The sequence below is a fragment of the Marinomonas pollencensis genome (genome assembly GCF_003387375.1).
In the GTDB taxonomy this organism is placed as follows: Bacteria; Pseudomonadota; Gammaproteobacteria; order Pseudomonadales; family Marinomonadaceae; genus Marinomonas; species Marinomonas pollencensis.
The window spans coordinates 141,579-158,422 of the sequence record NZ_QUNG01000006.1; the positions used below are offsets into that span (position 1 = coordinate 141,579).

Below are 16,844 nucleotides of genomic sequence, written 5' to 3' on the forward strand. Positions count from 1 at the left end.
CTATTTATAAAACAACAGTATTTATGAAATAAGTAATGAGTCTCGCCGCTTTATTATGATTAGGCCATATCTCTAGGGTCGAATGGCTTACCTAATGAGCGGGGGGCTAACAACTTTTCTTTAAACTGATCGGCACTGATCACTACCATGACAATCACGGTTGCCACATAAGGCATCATGGCAAGCAAATTAGAGGAAATGTCGACGCCTAGCCCTTGCAGTACTAAATGCATAATACTTGCGAAGCCGAATAAATACGCCCCCAGCATGATGCGACCAACCCGCCAAGAAGCAAATACGACAAGTGCTAAAGCGATCCAGCCACGACCTGCAGTCATGTTTTCTGCCCACATTGGGGTATAAACAAGCGACATATAAGAGCCTGCAAGCCCGGTCATGGCGCCGCCAAACAAAATGGCTAAATAACGTACTTTAAGCACTTTGATGCCAATGGCATTGGCAGCATGAGGGTTTTCCCCCACGGCTTTAAGTATCAGCCCGATACGCGTTCTATTTGCAACAAAGGCAATCGTAATCGGCAGTCCAAAAGAAAGGTAGACTAAGATGTCATGTTTAAACAAGATGTCGCCAAGGTACGGAATCGTTGCTAGCAGTGGAATGGCAATAGGTTGGAAGCCTTGTACGGTATTGCCCACAAATTCAGAGCCGATAAAAGCACTAAGTCCTGTACCAAAAATGGTTAATGCTAGCCCAGTCGCTACTTGGTTAGCGCCAAGCTGCAACACCAAAACCGCAAAAATGAGGCTCATAAAGCTGCCCATTAACATGGCAGCAAGGACTCCAAAGCCAGCGTTTCCAGTCGAAAAAGCAGCAATAAACCCGACGACTGCCCCCATCAACATCATGCCTTCTTGACCAAGGTTGAGTATGCCTGATTTTTCACAAATCACTTCACCTAAAGCAATCAGTAATAACGGGGTGCCAGTTTTAATGGCGGCAAATAAGATTTGAACGATTAAATCTGCGTCCACAACGGGCTCCTAGTGAGTGATTGGTTTATTAAAAATAAGTCGGTTTCGGATGAAAAAGTCACAGGCTAATAGAAAAAACAGCAAAACCCCTTGAAACATGCCAACAACGGCGATGGGGATCCCCATTTCTATTTGCGCTAAGTCTCCTCCCATATAGAGGACAGCTAAAAACACCGCTGCCACAATAGCGCCCAGAGGGTGAAGGCGGCCTAAATAAGCGACAATAATGGCGGAATAACCGTAGCCAGGTGAGATATTGGGCACCAGCTGGCCAATGGGGCCAGTGACTTCGGAAACGCCTGCTAGCCCAGCCAGAGCGCCTGAGAAAAGCATCACAAACCAGCTGAGTTTCTTGCTGTTAAAGCCGGCGTATTTTGCAGCCGGTTCATCCGCCCCGAATACACGAATCTGAAACCCTAAGTGTGTTTTGGCAAGAATAAACCAGCCAATAAAAGCCGCAATGATCGCCAATAAAATACCAAGGTGAATGCGACTGCCCTCTACCAAGGTGGGTAATATAGTGGCATCTGAAAATAACGCAGATTCTGGAAATCCGTAGCCATCAGGGTCTCTTAAAGGGCCATTCACCGCCCAAATTAAAAGATAAAGACCAATATAGTTGAACATAATAGTGGTCAATATGAGGTTGGAATTAAAGCGCAGCTTAAGGTAAGTAGGGACAGCAGACCAGAGCATGCCTGATACGATACCCGCCACTAAAGTGCAGGGCAGAACCAACACAGATTCTGAATCGATAAAGGTTAGTGCCACCACCGAACCGCCAAGAGCCCCCGCGAGTAATTGGCCTTCCGCGCCAATGTTCCACATATTGGCCCGATAGCAAAGGGATAAGCCAACGGCACAGAGTAATAGTGGCCCCATTTTCACCAGCATTTCGCCCACATTGTAGATATCAGACAGTGGCGCAATGAGCAGCACATGCAAAGCCTGGAATGGGTTTTTGTCGAGTGCAGAAAACAGTATGCAACCAAATATTAAGGTGCAAAGGATTGCGATCAGAGGAGAGGCTAGCTTCATGAGCGAGCTGGGTTCGGTCCGGGCTTGTATACGGATCATGCCGTGGTCTCCTCAGAGTGATGAGAGGGGGAATGAATAAAAGTGCCGGCCATCCATTGGCCAATTTCATCAATGGAAGTGTCTAGTGTTTTTACTACCGGCGAGAGGTGTCCATCACAGACTGCCGCCATGCGATCGGCTAACAAAAAAAGCTCATCAATGTCTTCAGATACCAATAAAATGGCAGCTCCTTGGTCACGAAGCCGCAGTAACGCTTGATGGATGGCCAGGGCCGCGCCTACGTCGACTCCCCATGTTGGGTGCGCGCAGACTAAAACCTTAGGATTTTGACCAATTTCACGGCCCATAATGAACTTCTGTAAATTGCCGCCACTCAAGCTTTTTGCTTCGGAAAATTCACCGTGGCACTTCACCTTGTATTGAGCGATGAGCTTCTTAGCGTAGTCTGTTAGGGGTTTCCATTGCACAATGCCAGATTTTATAAAGCCTTGGCTATGGGTTAATAGGGTGTTTTCTGTAAGGCTCATATCAGGGACTGCCCCTCGACCTAAGCGCTCTTCAGGTACATAAGCCATACCCAGCTTACGACGCTGTGCGGCGCTTAATTGGCCAATGCTTTGCTTTTCTAGCGCTAAGGCGGCTCCTGTATTACGCTCATCTTCACCGCTAATAATGGCCATTAATTCGTCTTGTCCATTACCTGCTACCCCGGCGATACCGAGGATTTCTCCGGCTTTAAGCTCAAAGCTAATGTCTTTTAAGCTGGTACCAAAAGGGTGTTTAGTGGCAAGGTTTAAGGATGTCATGCTGAATACTGTGTGGAGGCCTTCTTTTTTTGAATAGCCAGCATCTTGTTCCGCTAACTCGCCAACCATCATTTTGGCGATGCTGGCAGGTGTTTCTTTTGCCGGCTCACAAGTATCAATCACTTTACCCGCTCGAAGAATGGTAGCCTGCTGACAGACCTCGGTTACTTCGTGGAGTTTATGGCTGATAAATAGAATACTGCAACCTTCTTGCGCTAGGGTGCGCAATACTTGGAACAGACCAGAGACTTCCTGTGGGGTTAATACAGAAGTGGGTTCGTCGAGGATTAATAGTTTTACCGATTGCACTAAGCAACGCATTATTTCAACGCGCTGTCTTTCACCAATAGAAAGTGAATGTACATAGCTATCAGGGTCGACATTGAGACCGTATTTTTCAGACAGGGCTGTGATTGAACTGGCTAGATTTCCGATCTTGGTCAATTGTAGTGGGGTCAAGCATAATTCGATATTTTGACTGACGGTTAATGTCTCAAATAGTGAAAAATGTTGAAACACCATACCAATGCCGAGCTCTCGCGCCTTAGAGGGAGATTTAATCGAAACGGCTTTACCATCCCAGATAATGTCGCCGCTGTCAGGAGAGACGACGCCATAGATGGTTTTGACTAGGGTGCTTTTGCCTGCGCCATTTTCACCCAATAGAGCATGAATTTCGCCTGGCATGAGCGTCAAGCTGACGTTGTCATTTGCTAGGCAGCCGGGGTACTGTTTAGTGATGTTTGCTAACTCGATACGAGGTATCGAATGCCGCTTTTTCAATGTTTCCGCCACCGTAGGTTCTCTGCTGTTATGCTCATAAAGAGCAGATTTTAGTCAATGATCTTTCATCATACTAACGGCTTATTAGTTTGAATGAGTTGATCTCATAACAATTATTAAGTTACGCATTTTTTTGGTGCGCGCATTAATAATTATGCTCTGTTTTGTTGCTAAAATGACACTCTAAAACTTTGACCGATCGGTTAATAACTGGTTGCTCTGTTTTTGAATGAAATATATATTTCATATAAACAACTATCGTGCCAAATTTTTTAAATTGTTGTATGTTTTTATAAGAGGCGCGAAGGATACGAGATTTTGAGTTATTTGTCTTTATGGTCAAGTTTCTTTTAATTGGATAACAAATAACGGTGGCATTGAATATAGGAGATAACGATGTCTTATGATCGAGATTTATTAGGTTATGGCGGGCACCCTGTTCACCCTAGGTGGCCAAATAACGCGCGTGTCGCATTGCAGTTTGTCTTGAACTACGAAGAAGGGGGAGAGAACTGCATCTTGCATGGTGACAAAGCTTCAGAAGCATTCCTATCTGAAATGGTGGGGGCAGATGCCAGAGAAGGGGTGCGCCATATGAGTATGGAGTCGATCTATGAATATGGGAGTCGGGCTGGTGTATGGCGAATATTGTCTTTATTTAAAGAGCACAATATACCGCTGACTGTGTTTGCTGTCGGAATGGCATTGGAGCGCCATCCATCGATGGCAAAAGCGTTTGTAGACGCGGGCCACGAAATTTGTAGTCATGGTTACCGTTGGATAGATTACCAGTATGTTGAGGAAGCAGAAGAGCGGGCAGACATGCAAAAAGCGATTGATGTGATTCGTCAATTGACGGGGCAGCGGCCGCTGGGTTGGTATACTGGTCGCACCAGCCCAAATACACGTCGTCTAGTGGCGGAAGAAGGCGGTTTTTTGTACAACGCGGATGATTATAGCGACGACTTGCCTTTTTGGCGGCTAGAAAATGGCGAGCCACAATTAATGATTCCTTATACATTGGATACCAATGATATGCGTTTTGCTGCCTTGCAGGGCTTCAACACTGGAGAGCATTTCTTTCAGTATTTAAAAGATGCATTTGATACCCTTTATGCGGAAGGGGAAACAAGCCCGAAAATGCTCTCAATTGGATTGCATTGTCGTTTAATCGGGCGTCCTGCGCGCATTGCGGGACTACGGCGTTTCTTAGAGTATGTGCATCAGTTTGATGATGTATGGTGCGCACGTCGAATTGATATCGCTCATCATTGGCGAGAGCATTTTCCCTATCAGGCTGAATTAAAGGAGTAGCTAAATGGGCAGCGACATGGGGTGGTTACTAAACAAACCAAGTGAGATGTCTAAACAAGATTTTATCGCTCATTTTAAAGATATCTATGAGCATTCTGAGTGGGTAGCACAGGCGGCTTGGCTAGTTGTCCACGCCCAGCAAGAGAAGTTTGACCGCCGTGAAGCGCTTCAGTCACTGCTAAAATCCTTAGTGGATGACAGTGATCATGAGAGGAAGTTGACCTTGTTGCGTTTGCATCCTGATCTTGCTGGCAAGGCGGCGTTGTCAGGGCAATTAACTCATGCATCAACGTCAGAGCAAGCTGGAGCCGGTTTGGATCAATGCACAGCGCAAGAGTTAGCGCGTTTTGCTGAGTACAACAATGCCTACAAATCGAAATATGGTTTTCCGTTTATTATGGCGGTAAAGGGAGCCACAAAGTTTGATATTTTAGCGGGATTCGAATCTCGTCTGAATAATAGCGTCGAGCAAGAGTTTCAAATGGCGCTATCACAAGTGCATAAAATTGCAGGTTTTCGCTTAGCGGACAAATAAAACCTTTATTGGTGCTAGGAAAATACTTTGATTTAGTAGGAAAAATGGCGTGATTTAGGTAGAATTTGTTGAATAAAATCACAAGCTCGGTTCTTCATGATCGTATCTCTTGATGTGAAGCCTTCAATTATATTAGGGATAAAGTGCTGCCTTCAAAACAAAATTGGCTAGATAAACTGCTTAACTTTGGTATTTCAGAAGACTCAGCAAGTAATCTGAACTACAAGCAAGTGGTAAACCTGGCTTTGGCATTGCTCTGTGTGACCGATATTGGCATGATGCTGGTTTTCGCTGTGCAGCATGCTTTTCAGGTTGTCGCTTTCTATGCTGCTTTCTTAGCGCTTTCTCTTTTTGGTTTTTACCTGCATTCGCGCCATTATTTCTCGTTAGTTAAATTGATTGTGCCATTGAGTACTATGGTACAAATTGTAGTCACGAGTTTGTTCTTTTTTGGTGTGGACAGTGACTTTCAGTGGCTCTTTATCACTGTCGCAGCTTATGCATTTACTGCCTTTCGTCCTGATGAAAAAGTGCTGCGCTACAGTGTTATTCTATTGTCTATCTCCTTGTTCTCAGTGTGTGAAGTCTTTCCCGTAACTGGAGTGCACTTGTCACCAAGCCAACCTGGTGTCGTGGTGGTGCTGACTTTTCTATGGACCTTGTTTACCTTGTCTGTGGTCATTAGTGTGGTGATTGCGCGCTTGAGAAAGGTGAATGATTATTTACGAATATTGGCTGAGCGGGATGAGCTGACCGGGTTAGCGAACCGTCGTAAGGTGTTGACGGATGCAGTAAAAATGTACACCGAAGCGCTGTTTTATCATCAGCCGTGTGTGTTCGCCATATTAGACCTTGATCACTTTAAACGTATTAATGATACTTTTGGTCATGATGCGGGGGATTTAGTATTGAGCCAAATTTCCTCTGTAATGCGTTCTTGTTTAAATGAAGAAGACGCCATTGGTCGTTATGGTGGTGAAGAATTCGTTGTTATCATGCGTAATACCACGTTAAAAGAAGCCCTAGAGAAGATGGATCAGCTGCGTGAAACGGTCGAGAATACCTATATAACGACTGAAAAAGGCATTGTCATTCCGGTAACGGTGAGCATAGGTCTGGCAGCGATCTCACGCCATACAAAACGTTATGAAGATGTCTTATCTTTGGCCGACACTGCGCTTTATCAGGCAAAAAAGGCGGGTCGTAACAGGGTGGTTTCACAACCATCAATCGTTTAATTTCTTGAACCCCATTGACAAATGAGTTGTCCACTAAGTTTGGGGATAACTCTGTTGGCTTTTTGGGTTCTGTCTTGTTTGAGGTTGTTTTTTGTTAAACATAATATTCCGCTGTGATGATTTCTGGCTAATAAATAAGCCGGCAGGTATGAGTTTTCATGGGGAATCAGAGACGTTAGGGGTAATGCAGACGTTAAAAAGTGAGTATCCTGATCACGAGTTTTACCCTGTCCATCGTTTGGATAAAATAACATCAGGCTTGTTGCTGGTGGCATTGCATTATGATGCGGCCGTCACATTTGGCAAAATGTTTGAGCAGCATCAAATCGAAAAGCGCTATTTGGCAATCTCGAATCGCAAGCCGAAAAAGAAACAGGGCACGGTTCGCGGTGGCATGATGCCGAGTCGTCGCGGTCAATGGAAATTGACTCAAGGAACCGAAAACCTAGCGGTTACTCAGTTCTTTTCGGCTGCTTTCGAGGGCCGACGAGTGTTTTTGTTAAGGCCTTTGACAGGCAAAACGCATCAAATTCGTGTTGCCCTGAAAAGTGTTGGTTCACCGATTTTAGGTGATGGGCGTTATGGTGGCGACCCCAGCGAGCGTGGTTATTTACATGCTTACTATTTGCGCTTTATGTGGCAGGGAGTGGAGCAAGAGTTTCGTTGTTCTCCAACTGAAGGAGAGCATTTCAGTTCAGCGTTTTGTGAGTTTATAGAATCAAACTTCCAAGAAGCGTCATTAAAATGGCCTGCGAGCCAGTCAATATAACCCAGGCTGTTGAGGCTTTTGGGGTGGGAAAGTAAATGAAAAATATTTTGGCTTATTGCCGACCAGGTTTTGAGAAAGATTGTGCGGCTGAGCTGGCGCAAGTTTCGTCCGAAAAAGGGTTTTATGGCTACGCTAAAGTCGTTTCTGATGCGGGCTATGTGGTTTATTGTTTCGAGCAAACAGAGACCATAGAAGAGCTGATTAAGCAGCTTCAATTTAATCGTTTGATTTTTGCGCGTCAAATCATTGCGATCAATGAATTGGTGGAGTTTGAGTCCGGTTCAAGAGTGGAGTCTCTGCTAGAAGCGGCTCGACAGTTGCCTCTGGCTGAAGAAGTTTGGATTGAAACCGCGGATACCAATGATGCGAAAGCCTTGTCTGGTCTGATTAAGAAGTTGGATAAGCCGCTTAAGACGGGCTGGAAAAAATCTGGAGTGCTGCGTAATAAGGCAGTTGGTGTGCGTCACCATGTGTTTTTGTTAGATGGTGAGGCGGCGTATTTAGGGGTTTCTTATGCAGAATGCCGTAGTGAGTTTCCGCTAGGGATCCGTCGTTTGCGCTTTCCAGCGGCAGGGCCAAGTCGTTCGACCTTAAAGTTAGAAGAGGCTTTCTTGCAATTTGTGCCAGAGCATAAGCGAGATACAGACCTACTGGAAGGGATGACAGCTGTTGATTTGGGAGCCGCGCCTGGTGGCTGGACTTATCAATTTGTGAAGCGCGGTATTAATGTGATCGCGGTGGATAACGGGCCGATGCAGAAAGAATTGATGTCCACCGGCTTGGTAGATCATGAGAAAGCCGATGGCTTTAAATTTGAGCCGCCATACACGGTTGATTGGTTGGTGTGCGATATGGTTGAAAGGCCTATTATGGTGGCCGAGTTGATGGCGAAATGGCTGGCCAATCGTTGGACTCGCCGAGCGATTTTCAACCTCAAGCTGCCGATGAAAAAACGCTATCAAGAAGTAGTATTGTGCCTAGAACTGATTGAGGCAAAGTTGCAAAAAGCGGGTGTAGGCTATCAGTTCCAAGCTAAGCACTTATACCATGATCGAGAAGAAATCACCGTGTGTATTATTGCTCAATAAGCTGAGTTAACGAATCTAACCGCTGTTTAAAGCATAAAAAACCCATAAGCCTGATAGGTTTATGGGTTTTTTGTGGGGCTAGGAAATGCTTTATAGGGGAGCTTTCACTGGAAAAGCTTGGTAGCCCATGGCGCGTTCCATAAGAGCATCACGGTGGTAGATGTCGTCACGGAATTCCGGCATGCCATTCGCGTTGGGGACCACGGTGAAATACACAATGTAAACGGGAATGTAGGTCGGTAGTGTAATGACCTTGGTTTGTTTGCTCTTTATTGCGCTAGCGAGCACCTTAGCCTGCGGGCTGTTATTGGTGATATTTTTGGCAAACGCTTCTGCGTTTTCTAAACGAATACAGCCAGAGCTAAAAGCGCGCTGATCTCTTCTGAATAAATACTTGGCTGGCGTGTCGTGTAAGTAGATGTCGTTCTTGTTTGGGAACATAAATTTGAATTCCCCTAGAGCATTGTCTTCGTCAGGAATTTGCTCGAAGCGAAAAGACAGATTTTCAGGAGCGATGCTTTTCCAGTTAATGCGAGTAGGGTCGAGTTCTTTGGCGCCAATGCTCCAGCTTGAGAAGACGCGAAATCCGTGCTTGCCTAAATAATTTGGGTCGGCTTGAAGCTTAGGCAGTAGGCTTTCTCTGGCTATGCGGTGAGGAATGCGCCAGCTAGGGTTGGCGACCATGTAGGTCATGGTGCCTTTGAAAACAGGCGTCATTCTGTCTTCTTTTCCTACCACTGTCTTCATGGTTGTGCGATTACCATTGAGGTAGGTGTCGACAGAATAATTGGTCAAATCCACCCAGATACGGTTGGCTTCTAGTTTGTTTGGCAACCAGCGCCAGCGCTCTAGATTATAAGCAATCTCTTTGGCGCGTTGCTTTAAAGGTACATTAAGCATTTGGATGGTTTTTGAGCCAGCGGCGCCATCTGCGCTTAAGTGGTGACGATGTTGAAAGCCTTGTAGTGCTACTTTAAGCTTTTTATCAAACCTATCTTCGTCTACTTTACGGGTAGAGAAGCGAATGTCACCTAGCTGTACTAATCGTGCGCGTAATTGAGAAACGCGTGGTCCTTCATCACCAATGGAAAGAGGGGCGCCTGGCTGGACGTATATGTCTTTCTCTTTTTTGGCGAGCTGTTGGTAATAAACCAGCCACTTTTGCAGTACTTGGTATTCTGGACTGCGCGGGGCAAGGAGTGGCAATGAATCGACCATTGCGCTTGCGTTGCTTAATGACAGTAGGTCTTTCCAGTCACGACTAGGGGCATCGAGTTGCCAGTTAGGGTCGATCAGTTGTGGCTCATAACGACCATTACTAATGTCATGGGCATAGCTGGACAGCGCGATGGTGGTGATCACATCCATTTCAGCCAGTTGCTGTTTGCTAGGGGCTTTAAGTGCTAGATAGTGTTTAATGATGCCAACATGGTAATGAACCGGGTTTAAACCGTGGCTATTGGCCTGTTCTAAAATGCTAACTAATTTATAGATGGACGGCTCGATGTGCTTGTCTTTAATCCAAATTGGCTGATAGCCGCGTTCTGCATAAGTGGCGAGTACTGTGTTGTTGGGTAGCGCTTGGCCTGCCACTGGGGTAAAGGCGTTGAGCATCATGCTAACTTGGTCTTTGACGCTGCTTTTTATTTGTGACTCGCTCGGTGGTTCAACAGTCAAACGATTGCTGGTGTCCGTTGTGGAGCAGGCGCTTAATAGGAGGGCGAGAAAGAGGGCCGAACTGCGTTTCAGTATGAGTGTCATTGGTTGCTCCTAGCGATAACCTGTTGATCCGTTGGTGTCGTTGATTCTTCAATTGAGTGGATGATTTGCATGGCTTCTTCTCTGGAGTTGCCACAAATCATTTCTTCTGCAGTAAAGTCGCTGCATACTTTTGGCCGCGCAGGGTCAGTGAAAATGGCGCAGCGATAGTCTGACATCAGGTGAATGCAAGCTTGCCCCGCCGCTTTCCCATTGGGCATGCCGGGAATGGCTGAGGAAATAGAAGGTGCTGTACAACAGGCACCGCAGTGAGAACGACATTGCATATCAGCGAGATACCCTGTTAAATGGCAGAATAATCAAGTAAGTTTATGTAAATAGATAGAATATTCAAAAACTTATGTATTTATAGACTATTTTAAAGTATCCCGTGCGCAGGGCAATAGAAAAGCGCTAAATAAGTTTATAAATTGACCTGAGATACCCCTATTTGAGTAAGTGTTATTATCATTATGAACAAAGTGTTAGTGGTTGAAGACAGCCCTGTAGTGTTGAAGGTTCTGAAACACTTGCTATCGCAAAGTGACTTTTTTGTGCCGGTGTTGTGCGCGAGCTATGAAGAAGCAAAGCAAGTGCTTAATGAGCAAGATAAAGCCTCGTTTTTTGCGGCGATAGTGGACCTTAATTTACCCGATGCTGAGGATGGCGAGATTGTTGATTTCGTGTTGTCCTTTTCTATTCCTTGCGTGGTGCTGACCGCAACCTACAATGACGCCTTGCGTTTAGAGTTATTGAATAAAGGTGTCTTGGATTACATCACAAAAGACAGCCGCTATTCGTTTGAGCATGTGGTCGGCGTGGTCGAGCGCCTTAAAAAGAATCAGTCAGTGACGGCTTTGGTGGCGGAAGACTCGTCCACTAGTCGCTTGTTTATTAAGGCGTTACTTGAGCAATATCAATTTAATGTTATTACGGTTGAAAATGGCCAAGAAGCCTTATCTATGCTGGAGTCGGAGCCAAACATTCGCTTGTTAATTACCGACCATAATATGCCGCTTATTAATGGCTATGACTTGGTTAGTATGTTGCGCCAGAGCGCGCGTTTTCAAGATTTGGTCATCATTGGCTTGTCCGCAGAAGGGGATAATGCTTTGTCGGCGCGCTTTATTAAAATGGGGGCCAACGATTTTATTAAAAAACCCTTTTATCACGAAGAGTTTCATTGTCGAGTGATTCAAAACTTAGAGTCGCAAGAAATGTTAGAAACGATTCGTAATATGGACGCTTTGGATGCGCTTACTCAGCTGAAAAATCGACGCTACTTATTTGATGAGGGGCAAGCGTATTTCGATAAGCAGGCGTCTTCGTCGACAGGCGTTGGTTTGGCAATGATGGACCTAGATGCCTTTCGGCAAGTCAACGATATCTATGGCTTTATGGTTGGTGACGCGCTGTTAAAAGAAATCGGAGGGTTAATCTTGTCTTGCTTTCCCGAGGCATTAAGTGCGCGCTTTAGTGGCGAAGAGTTTTGTATTGTAGCTCCTGGTGGTGTTCAGTTTGATGACCAGCTAAAGGGGTTTATAGCAAGCTTGAAAGAGACTGTTTTTACCGAGGCAAAGATCCCTATGACATGCAGTATTGGCGTTGTTCAAACGCATGATGCGGGATTAGAAGAGGCGATCAAGGTGGCCGATGCGCGTTTATATGAAGCGAAAAGTCGTGGCCGCGATCAGATTGTTACAGGCTAGTATGATCACAGGTTGCTGTGCTGGCGGATTAGAATTGAGGGCGTGTTGATCGCCCTCTACGATGTGTGATTAGTTTAGTATTTGTGTCAGTAGCTGGCGAATCACTTTCGGTTCAAATGGCTTGCCACAAATAGCATCTACTCCTTCTTGGGTAATGTTTGCCAGTTTGCTGTCGCCCGCGTTTGAACTCACCATTAAAATAGGAATATGGGCAAGTTCGGAAGAGTGGCGTACTGCTCGGGCGAGCTCTCTGCCATCCATTTCTGGCATATTATAATCGGTAATAATCAAATCAAAATCGCCCGTGTAGAGCATGTCGATCGCTTCCTGGCCATTCTCAGCAAGCTGGATTTGCTCAATTCCCATGGAGTTGAGTGTGCGGCTGACATATTTCTGGGACATAAGACTGTCGTCGACGACAAGCACTTCTAAGCGTCTTGGGTCAAACAAATCCAGGTTGATCTCGTCTTCGATAATAAAGTCCAGCGCGGAATAAATCGCGCGCGTGAGGTCTTTGTTGTTAAAAGGTTTAGGCAGAATAGCTAACACACCAGCTTGCCTTAAGTGTCCAAGGTTGTTTTCGTTGCTTTCACTGGATACCAGCATAAAACATTGATCTTCCGTTTTTTCGTTGTTGCGAATCGCGTCAATGAGTTCATTGGCTGTGCCGTCCGGAAGGTACATGGCTGAAATGATAAGATCGGGTGGGAAGCTGTCTAATAGGGCTAATGTTTCTGCGATGTTGTTGGCAAATTCAATGTGTTTAATCCCGGACTCTTCTAAGGCTTTAGCGATGACTTTTTTTTGCATGTCCGATGGTTCGACGAGTAAAAGAGATAAATCCTGAATTTCTAGATAGGGTTCCACTGACCTGTCACCTTATTTCCTGTAAAAGCTCATCCTACCACATCAAATGCGTTAGAATGTGGCTTTGATTAATATTTGAGTTGGAGAAAGTCGTGGCGACAGCGAGCGCGTGTCATATTCTGGTTAAAACGAAAGCCGAAGCAGAATCTCTCAAGGGAAAACTTGATAAAGGGGCGGATTTTTATAAGCTTGCTAAGCAGTTTTCTACCTGCCCATCTGGAAAAAAAGGGGGCGACCTTGGTGAATTTCGCAAAGGCGATATGGTACCTGCGTTTGATCGGGCGGTGTTCAGTGGTCCTTTGTTAAAAGTGCAGGGTCCGATCAAAACTCAGTTTGGTTTCCACTTAATTAAAGTGTTATACCGTTCTTAATTACATCGAATACGAAGGAGAATAACGATGGATAATCCAGTACCGTTAGCCAATAACTATTTTGTTGCGCCACAGATCGTGGTGGAAGATCTATTGCAGCTAAAAGCGTTGGGTTTTGAGCGCGTTATTAATAATCGCCCAGACAAAGAAACAGATGAGCAGCCTTTATCGGCAACATTGGAGCAAGCCGCGACAGAGTTGGGGCTTGAGTATGTTTATAATCCAGTGGATTTAAAAGTCTTAAGTGAAGTCGAAGTAAATGGGCAGATTGCAGCGTTAGCTGAGGATAAAAAAACCTTAGCATTTTGCCGCACTGGCACGCGCTCTTCTGTATTGTGGGTGTTGCTAAACAATGCTCAAGGAGAAAGCTACGACAAGCTTAAAGCAGGGGTTGTTGCCAAAGGTTTTGACTTGTCCCGTTGTGAAGCGGCGATGCAGCCACTCATTAAGTAATGGACAGGTGAGTGAAAACAAAAAAAACCGCGTCACTTCAAAAGTGACGCGGTTTTTTTATGCTGTGTTGGATTAGGCGACTGCCGCGTCCGACATTTGAATGTTTTTCTGGTTGACGGTAGCAAGCAAGGCTTGTATTGATGCGGACACAATGTCGTTATCAATCGCCACGCCGTTAAAGCGGTCGCCGTTGATGTTTGCTTGAACGTAAGCAATCGCTTGTGAGTCACTGCCGACAGTAAGAGCGTGCTCTTGATACTGGATAATGTCCACACGCATATTAAAGTGCTTGCCAAGTGCTTCACTGAATGCAGATAGCGCACCGTTACCAGATCCGCTAATTTTCACACTGCCGCTGTCGCTGATTAATTCGGCGTGTACTGTGTCTTCCTCTTCTTTAGCAAGATCGTAGCGACCAAGCTGGTAAGGGCTAGTGCCGGTGACAAAGCTGCTTTCGAACAAGGCTTTCATGGATTCTGCGTTAACCACGCCGCCGTCGTGTTCAGCAAACTTCTGTACAATAGGGCTGAACTCTACTTGCAACCAGCGCGGCAAGGCCAAACCATACTCTTGTTCTAGGGTGTACGCGATACCGCCTTTGCCTGATTGACTGTTTACGCGAATGACTTCTTGGTAGCTGCGGCCGACATCTCGAGGGTCGATTGGCAAATACGCCACATCCCAAGGTTTGTCGTCCGTTTGGTTTGCCAAGCATTTCTTGATGGCATCTTGGTGAGAGCCAGAGAAAGCAGTAAACACCAATTCGCCTGCGTATGGGTGGCGCGGGTGAACTTGAAGTAAGGTGCAGGCTTGAACCACACTTATGATGCGGTCCATGTCGCCTAATGCTAACTCTGGATCAATTCCTTGGCTGTAAATGTTCATTGCCATGGTGACAATGTCCATATTACCGGTACGCTCGCCATTTCCTAGCAAGGTCCCTTCGATTCTGTCTGCGCCAGCCATTACGCCAAGTTCTGCTGCTGCTACACCACAGCCGCGGTCATTGTGAGTGTGTAGGCTGACAATCATGCTGTCGCGTTTTTTTACATTACGACAGAAGTATTCAATTTGGTCAGCGTAACGATTTGGGGTAGAAACCTCGACGGTAGCTGGCAAATTGATAATGATTTTGTTGTCAGGAGTGGGTTGCCATACTTCAGCAACAGCATCGACAACCTCGATAGCGTAATCAATCTCGGTGCCAGTAAAGCTCTCTGGAGAGTACTGAAAAAACCATTCAGTTTCTGGGTGTTTGGCAGCGTGATCTTTAACGCATTGAGCGCCATCTACCGCAATTTGCTTAACGCCTTCCATGTCCATGCGGAATACTTGTTCGCGCTGAGTGGTGGAAGTGGAGTTGTATACATGCACAATGGCTTTTTTAGCGCCTTTCAAGGACTCATAAGTGCGCTCAATCAACTCTGGACGAGCTTGCGTTAGCACTTGAATGTAGACGTCATCTGGCACTTGATCTTCTTCAATCAACCAACGGACAAAATCAAAGTCCAACTGTGATGCTGCAGGGAAGCCCACTTCAATTTCTTTAAAGCCAACATCAACAAGTAGGGCAAAAAATTGCTTCTTTTGTTCCACTGTCATGGGTTCAACCAAGGCTTGGTTGCCATCACGCAGGTCAACACTAGACCAAATAGGTGCTTTGGTGATTTCTTGGTCAGGCCAAGTGCGGTTTTCTATCGCCACAGGTTTAAACGGCGTGTATTTAGTGTGATCAAAAGACGTCATGATGTAAGTCCTTGTTGGTTGAGGGTCGGTAAACCCCAGTGTGTAATGCGCTGCTTTATTTGGCGCTTTTCTATGTTTCTATAGTAACGAATAACTTAGGGTAAAAGATTGCGTTTTTTGATAAAAAACACATATTGTTTGGCATTAAATTGCTAGTATGTAGAAAAAATAGGCAGAAAAGGTGTGTTTATGAAGTTTGATCGGATTGATTTGAGTATATTGAAGGAGATTCAGCAAGATTCTAGCCTTACTAACCAGGAGTTGGCCGATCGGGTGGGGTTGTCTCCTTCACCCTGTTTGAGAAGGGTTAAGGCGTTAGAAGAAAGCGGCATCATAGACAGAAAGGTGACCTTGCTTAAGCGCTCTAGTTTGGGTTTGAAATTGACGGCTTTTTTGCAAATCAGTATGGATCGTCATACTCCAGATCGATTTAATGTATTCGAAGAAGCGATAGATGGCTTCCCTGAAGTCAGAAACTGCAATCTGGTGACTGGGCAAAACTGTGACTATTTATTGGAGGTCGTAGTGGAAGATATGGAAAAATATCATGACTTTTTGTTGGGGCAGCTTACGCGTATTCCCGGAGTGACAGGGGTTCAATCCAGCTTCCAGTTGCGCAGTGTCAAAGACAGTACATCTCTGCCATTGGATCATTTGATCTAGTTTTCCTTAGTGTAGTGCTTGAAAAATACCTATAATGCACACATATAAAGCATTATTTTTGAAAGAGAGACAGTGGCAATGGGTCAGTTAACGGTGAAGCGTCGTGTAGTCATCCCAGTAAGAGCGGGCGACGTAATGGCTGATTTTATTTCTTTTAATGGAGATGAATCAGGCAAAGAACATATCGGTATCTTCTTTGAAGGCAAAGGCGGTACTAAGCAGCATGAGGTGCCTTTGGTACGCTTGCACTCCGAATGTTTGACGGGGGATGTGTTTGGCTCTGGACGTTGTGATTGTGGTGAACAGCTAGATGAAGCCATTGATCGCATTAATGAAGAAGGTGGTTATATTCTTTATTTGCGTCAAGAAGGTCGCGGTATTGGTTTGTATGCCAAGCTTGAGGCCTATGCGCTTCAAGACCAAGGGTATGATACTTATCAAGCAAATGAGATGTTGCACTTGCCTGAAGATGGCCGTGATTTTGGTGTGGCCGCTGAAATGTTGAAATCTCTAGGGGTGTCGAAAATTCGTTTGTTGACGAACAACCCAGATAAAGCTCAGCAATTGCAAGAGCATGGTATTGAAGTAACGGCGCTCGTTCCAACAAAGGTGCATGTGAATCAGCATAATCGTTCTTATCTGCATACCAAAGCGGCGCGCAAACAACATACGCTGGTGTTTGACGACGAATAAGTATTTATTCGTGGTTAGGGT

17 protein-coding genes are annotated in these 16,844 nt (G+C 45.4%); 10 read left to right on the plus strand and 7 right to left on the minus strand.

Features of this window, described 5'->3' with window-relative positions:
- Nucleotides 1-59: 59 nt before the first annotated feature.
- The 3 genes from DFP81_RS10545 to DFP81_RS10555 are packed head-to-tail and all read right to left on the minus strand — an operon-like array spanning nucleotide 60 to nucleotide 3,619.
- Nucleotides 60-992, minus strand: a complete 933-nt coding sequence (locus tag DFP81_RS10545) for an ABC transporter permease (RefSeq protein ID WP_115897743.1) — start codon at nucleotides 990-992, stop codon at nucleotides 60-62.
- A 9-nt stretch (nucleotides 993-1,001) separates the two neighbouring features.
- The gene (locus tag DFP81_RS10550; protein ID WP_115897744.1) at nucleotides 1,002-2,069 is read right to left on the minus strand and encodes an ABC transporter permease; all 1,068 of its coding nucleotides are present in this window, start codon (nucleotides 2,067-2,069) and stop codon (nucleotides 1,002-1,004) included.
- Nucleotides 2,066-3,619: an ABC transporter ATP-binding protein gene (locus tag DFP81_RS10555; RefSeq protein ID WP_115897833.1), complete on the minus strand. Its 1,554-nt coding sequence runs from the start codon at nucleotides 3,617-3,619 to the stop codon at nucleotides 2,066-2,068. The genes DFP81_RS10550 and DFP81_RS10555 overlap by 4 nt, the downstream gene beginning before the upstream one ends.
- Before the next feature lie 396 nt (nucleotides 3,620-4,015).
- Here DFP81_RS10555 and puuE point away from each other — a divergent pair, with 396 nt between their 5' ends.
- From puuE to rlmM, 5 genes are all read left to right on the plus strand, one after another.
- The gene (gene puuE / locus DFP81_RS10560; protein ID WP_220342924.1) at nucleotides 4,016-4,933 is read left to right on the plus strand and encodes an allantoinase PuuE; all 918 of its coding nucleotides are present in this window, start codon (nucleotides 4,016-4,018) and stop codon (nucleotides 4,931-4,933) included.
- Nucleotides 4,934-4,937: 4 nt separating this feature from the next.
- Nucleotides 4,938-5,468: a 2-oxo-4-hydroxy-4-carboxy-5-ureidoimidazoline decarboxylase gene (uraD, locus tag DFP81_RS10565; RefSeq protein ID WP_245959141.1), complete on the plus strand. Its 531-nt coding sequence runs from the start codon at nucleotides 4,938-4,940 to the stop codon at nucleotides 5,466-5,468.
- A gap of 143 nt (nucleotides 5,469-5,611) precedes the next feature.
- A complete protein-coding gene (locus DFP81_RS10570) occupies nucleotides 5,612-6,706 on the plus strand; it encodes a GGDEF domain-containing protein (protein ID WP_115897746.1) in 1,095 nt (364 codons plus the stop codon).
- A gap of 91 nt (nucleotides 6,707-6,797) precedes the next feature.
- The gene (locus DFP81_RS10575) at nucleotides 6,798-7,475 is read left to right on the plus strand and encodes a TIGR01621 family pseudouridine synthase (protein WP_115897747.1); all 678 of its coding nucleotides are present in this window, start codon (nucleotides 6,798-6,800) and stop codon (nucleotides 7,473-7,475) included.
- A 35-nt stretch (nucleotides 7,476-7,510) separates the two neighbouring features.
- A complete protein-coding gene (rlmM, locus tag DFP81_RS10580; RefSeq protein ID WP_115897748.1) occupies nucleotides 7,511-8,563 on the plus strand; it encodes a 23S rRNA (cytidine(2498)-2'-O)-methyltransferase RlmM in 1,053 nt (350 codons plus the stop codon).
- A gap of 90 nt (nucleotides 8,564-8,653) precedes the next feature.
- Here rlmM and DFP81_RS10585 read toward each other — a convergent pair whose 3' ends face one another.
- Nucleotides 8,654-10,324: a L,D-transpeptidase family protein gene (locus DFP81_RS10585; RefSeq protein ID WP_115897749.1), complete on the minus strand. Its 1,671-nt coding sequence runs from the start codon at nucleotides 10,322-10,324 to the stop codon at nucleotides 8,654-8,656.
- Entirely contained in the window at nucleotides 10,321-10,608 is a 288-nt protein-coding gene (locus DFP81_RS10590; RefSeq protein ID WP_115897750.1) for a YkgJ family cysteine cluster protein, read from the minus strand. Before DFP81_RS10590 ends, DFP81_RS10585 begins: the two co-directional genes overlap by 4 nt.
- 186 nt (nucleotides 10,609-10,794) lie before the next feature.
- Here DFP81_RS10590 and DFP81_RS10595 point away from each other — a divergent pair, with 186 nt between their 5' ends.
- On the plus strand, nucleotides 10,795-12,030 hold the full coding sequence (locus DFP81_RS10595; RefSeq protein WP_115897751.1) for a response regulator: 1,236 nt from the start codon (nucleotides 10,795-10,797) through the stop codon (nucleotides 12,028-12,030).
- A 69-nt stretch (nucleotides 12,031-12,099) separates the two neighbouring features.
- On the opposite strand, the gene DFP81_RS10600 is transcribed toward DFP81_RS10595, so the two are convergent.
- Nucleotides 12,100-12,897, minus strand: a complete 798-nt coding sequence (locus DFP81_RS10600; protein WP_115897752.1) for a response regulator transcription factor — start codon at nucleotides 12,895-12,897, stop codon at nucleotides 12,100-12,102.
- 92 nt (nucleotides 12,898-12,989) lie between these two features.
- On the opposite strand from DFP81_RS10600, the gene ppiC reads away from it, so the two are divergent.
- Nucleotides 12,990-13,268, plus strand: coding sequence for a peptidylprolyl isomerase PpiC (ppiC, locus tag DFP81_RS10605; RefSeq protein ID WP_115897753.1), 279 nt, complete (start codon nucleotides 12,990-12,992; stop codon nucleotides 13,266-13,268).
- A gap of 27 nt (nucleotides 13,269-13,295) precedes the next feature.
- Entirely contained in the window at nucleotides 13,296-13,721 is a 426-nt protein-coding gene (locus DFP81_RS10610; protein WP_115897754.1) for a protein tyrosine phosphatase family protein, read from the plus strand.
- Nucleotides 13,722-13,793: 72 nt separating this feature from the next.
- Here the strand turns inward: DFP81_RS10610 and leuA are convergent, their stop codons facing one another.
- A complete protein-coding gene (gene leuA / locus DFP81_RS10615; protein WP_115897755.1) occupies nucleotides 13,794-15,467 on the minus strand; it encodes a 2-isopropylmalate synthase in 1,674 nt (557 codons plus the stop codon).
- Nucleotides 15,468-15,656: 189 nt separating this feature from the next.
- Between leuA and DFP81_RS10620 the strand changes: the two genes are divergently transcribed.
- A complete protein-coding gene (locus DFP81_RS10620) occupies nucleotides 15,657-16,130 on the plus strand; it encodes an Lrp/AsnC family transcriptional regulator (protein WP_115897756.1) in 474 nt (157 codons plus the stop codon).
- Between the two features lie 78 nt (nucleotides 16,131-16,208).
- The gene (gene ribA, locus DFP81_RS10625) at nucleotides 16,209-16,823 is read left to right on the plus strand and encodes a GTP cyclohydrolase II (RefSeq protein ID WP_115897757.1); all 615 of its coding nucleotides are present in this window, start codon (nucleotides 16,209-16,211) and stop codon (nucleotides 16,821-16,823) included.
- Nucleotides 16,824-16,844 lie beyond the last annotated feature (21 nt).

Excerpts from the sequence above, each read along its gene's own strand:
- DFP81_RS10550 (WP_115897744.1), bottom strand. The coding sequence starts at position 2,069 with ATGATCCGTATACAAGCCCGGACCGAACCCAGCTCGCTCATGAAGCTA.
- puuE (WP_220342924.1), top strand. The coding sequence starts at position 4,016 with ATGTCTTATGATCGAGATTTATTAGGTTATGGCGGGCACCCTGTTCAC.
- uraD (WP_245959141.1), top strand. The coding sequence starts at position 4,938 with ATGGGCAGCGACATGGGGTGGTTACTAAACAAACCAAGTGAGATGTCT.
- rlmM (WP_115897748.1), top strand. The coding sequence starts at position 7,511 with ATGAAAAATATTTTGGCTTATTGCCGACCAGGTTTTGAGAAAGATTGT.
- DFP81_RS10585 (WP_115897749.1), bottom strand. The coding sequence starts at position 10,324 with ATGACACTCATACTGAAACGCAGTTCGGCCCTCTTTCTCGCCCTCCTA.
- DFP81_RS10590 (WP_115897750.1), bottom strand. The coding sequence starts at position 10,608 with ATGCAATGTCGTTCTCACTGCGGTGCCTGTTGTACAGCACCTTCTATT.
- DFP81_RS10595 (WP_115897751.1), top strand. The coding sequence starts at position 10,795 with ATGAACAAAGTGTTAGTGGTTGAAGACAGCCCTGTAGTGTTGAAGGTT.
- DFP81_RS10610 (WP_115897754.1), top strand. The coding sequence starts at position 13,296 with ATGGATAATCCAGTACCGTTAGCCAATAACTATTTTGTTGCGCCACAG.
- leuA (WP_115897755.1), bottom strand. The coding sequence starts at position 15,467 with ATGACGTCTTTTGATCACACTAAATACACGCCGTTTAAACCTGTGGCG.
- DFP81_RS10620 (WP_115897756.1), top strand. The coding sequence starts at position 15,657 with ATGAAGTTTGATCGGATTGATTTGAGTATATTGAAGGAGATTCAGCAA.
- ribA (WP_115897757.1), top strand. The coding sequence starts at position 16,209 with ATGGGTCAGTTAACGGTGAAGCGTCGTGTAGTCATCCCAGTAAGAGCG.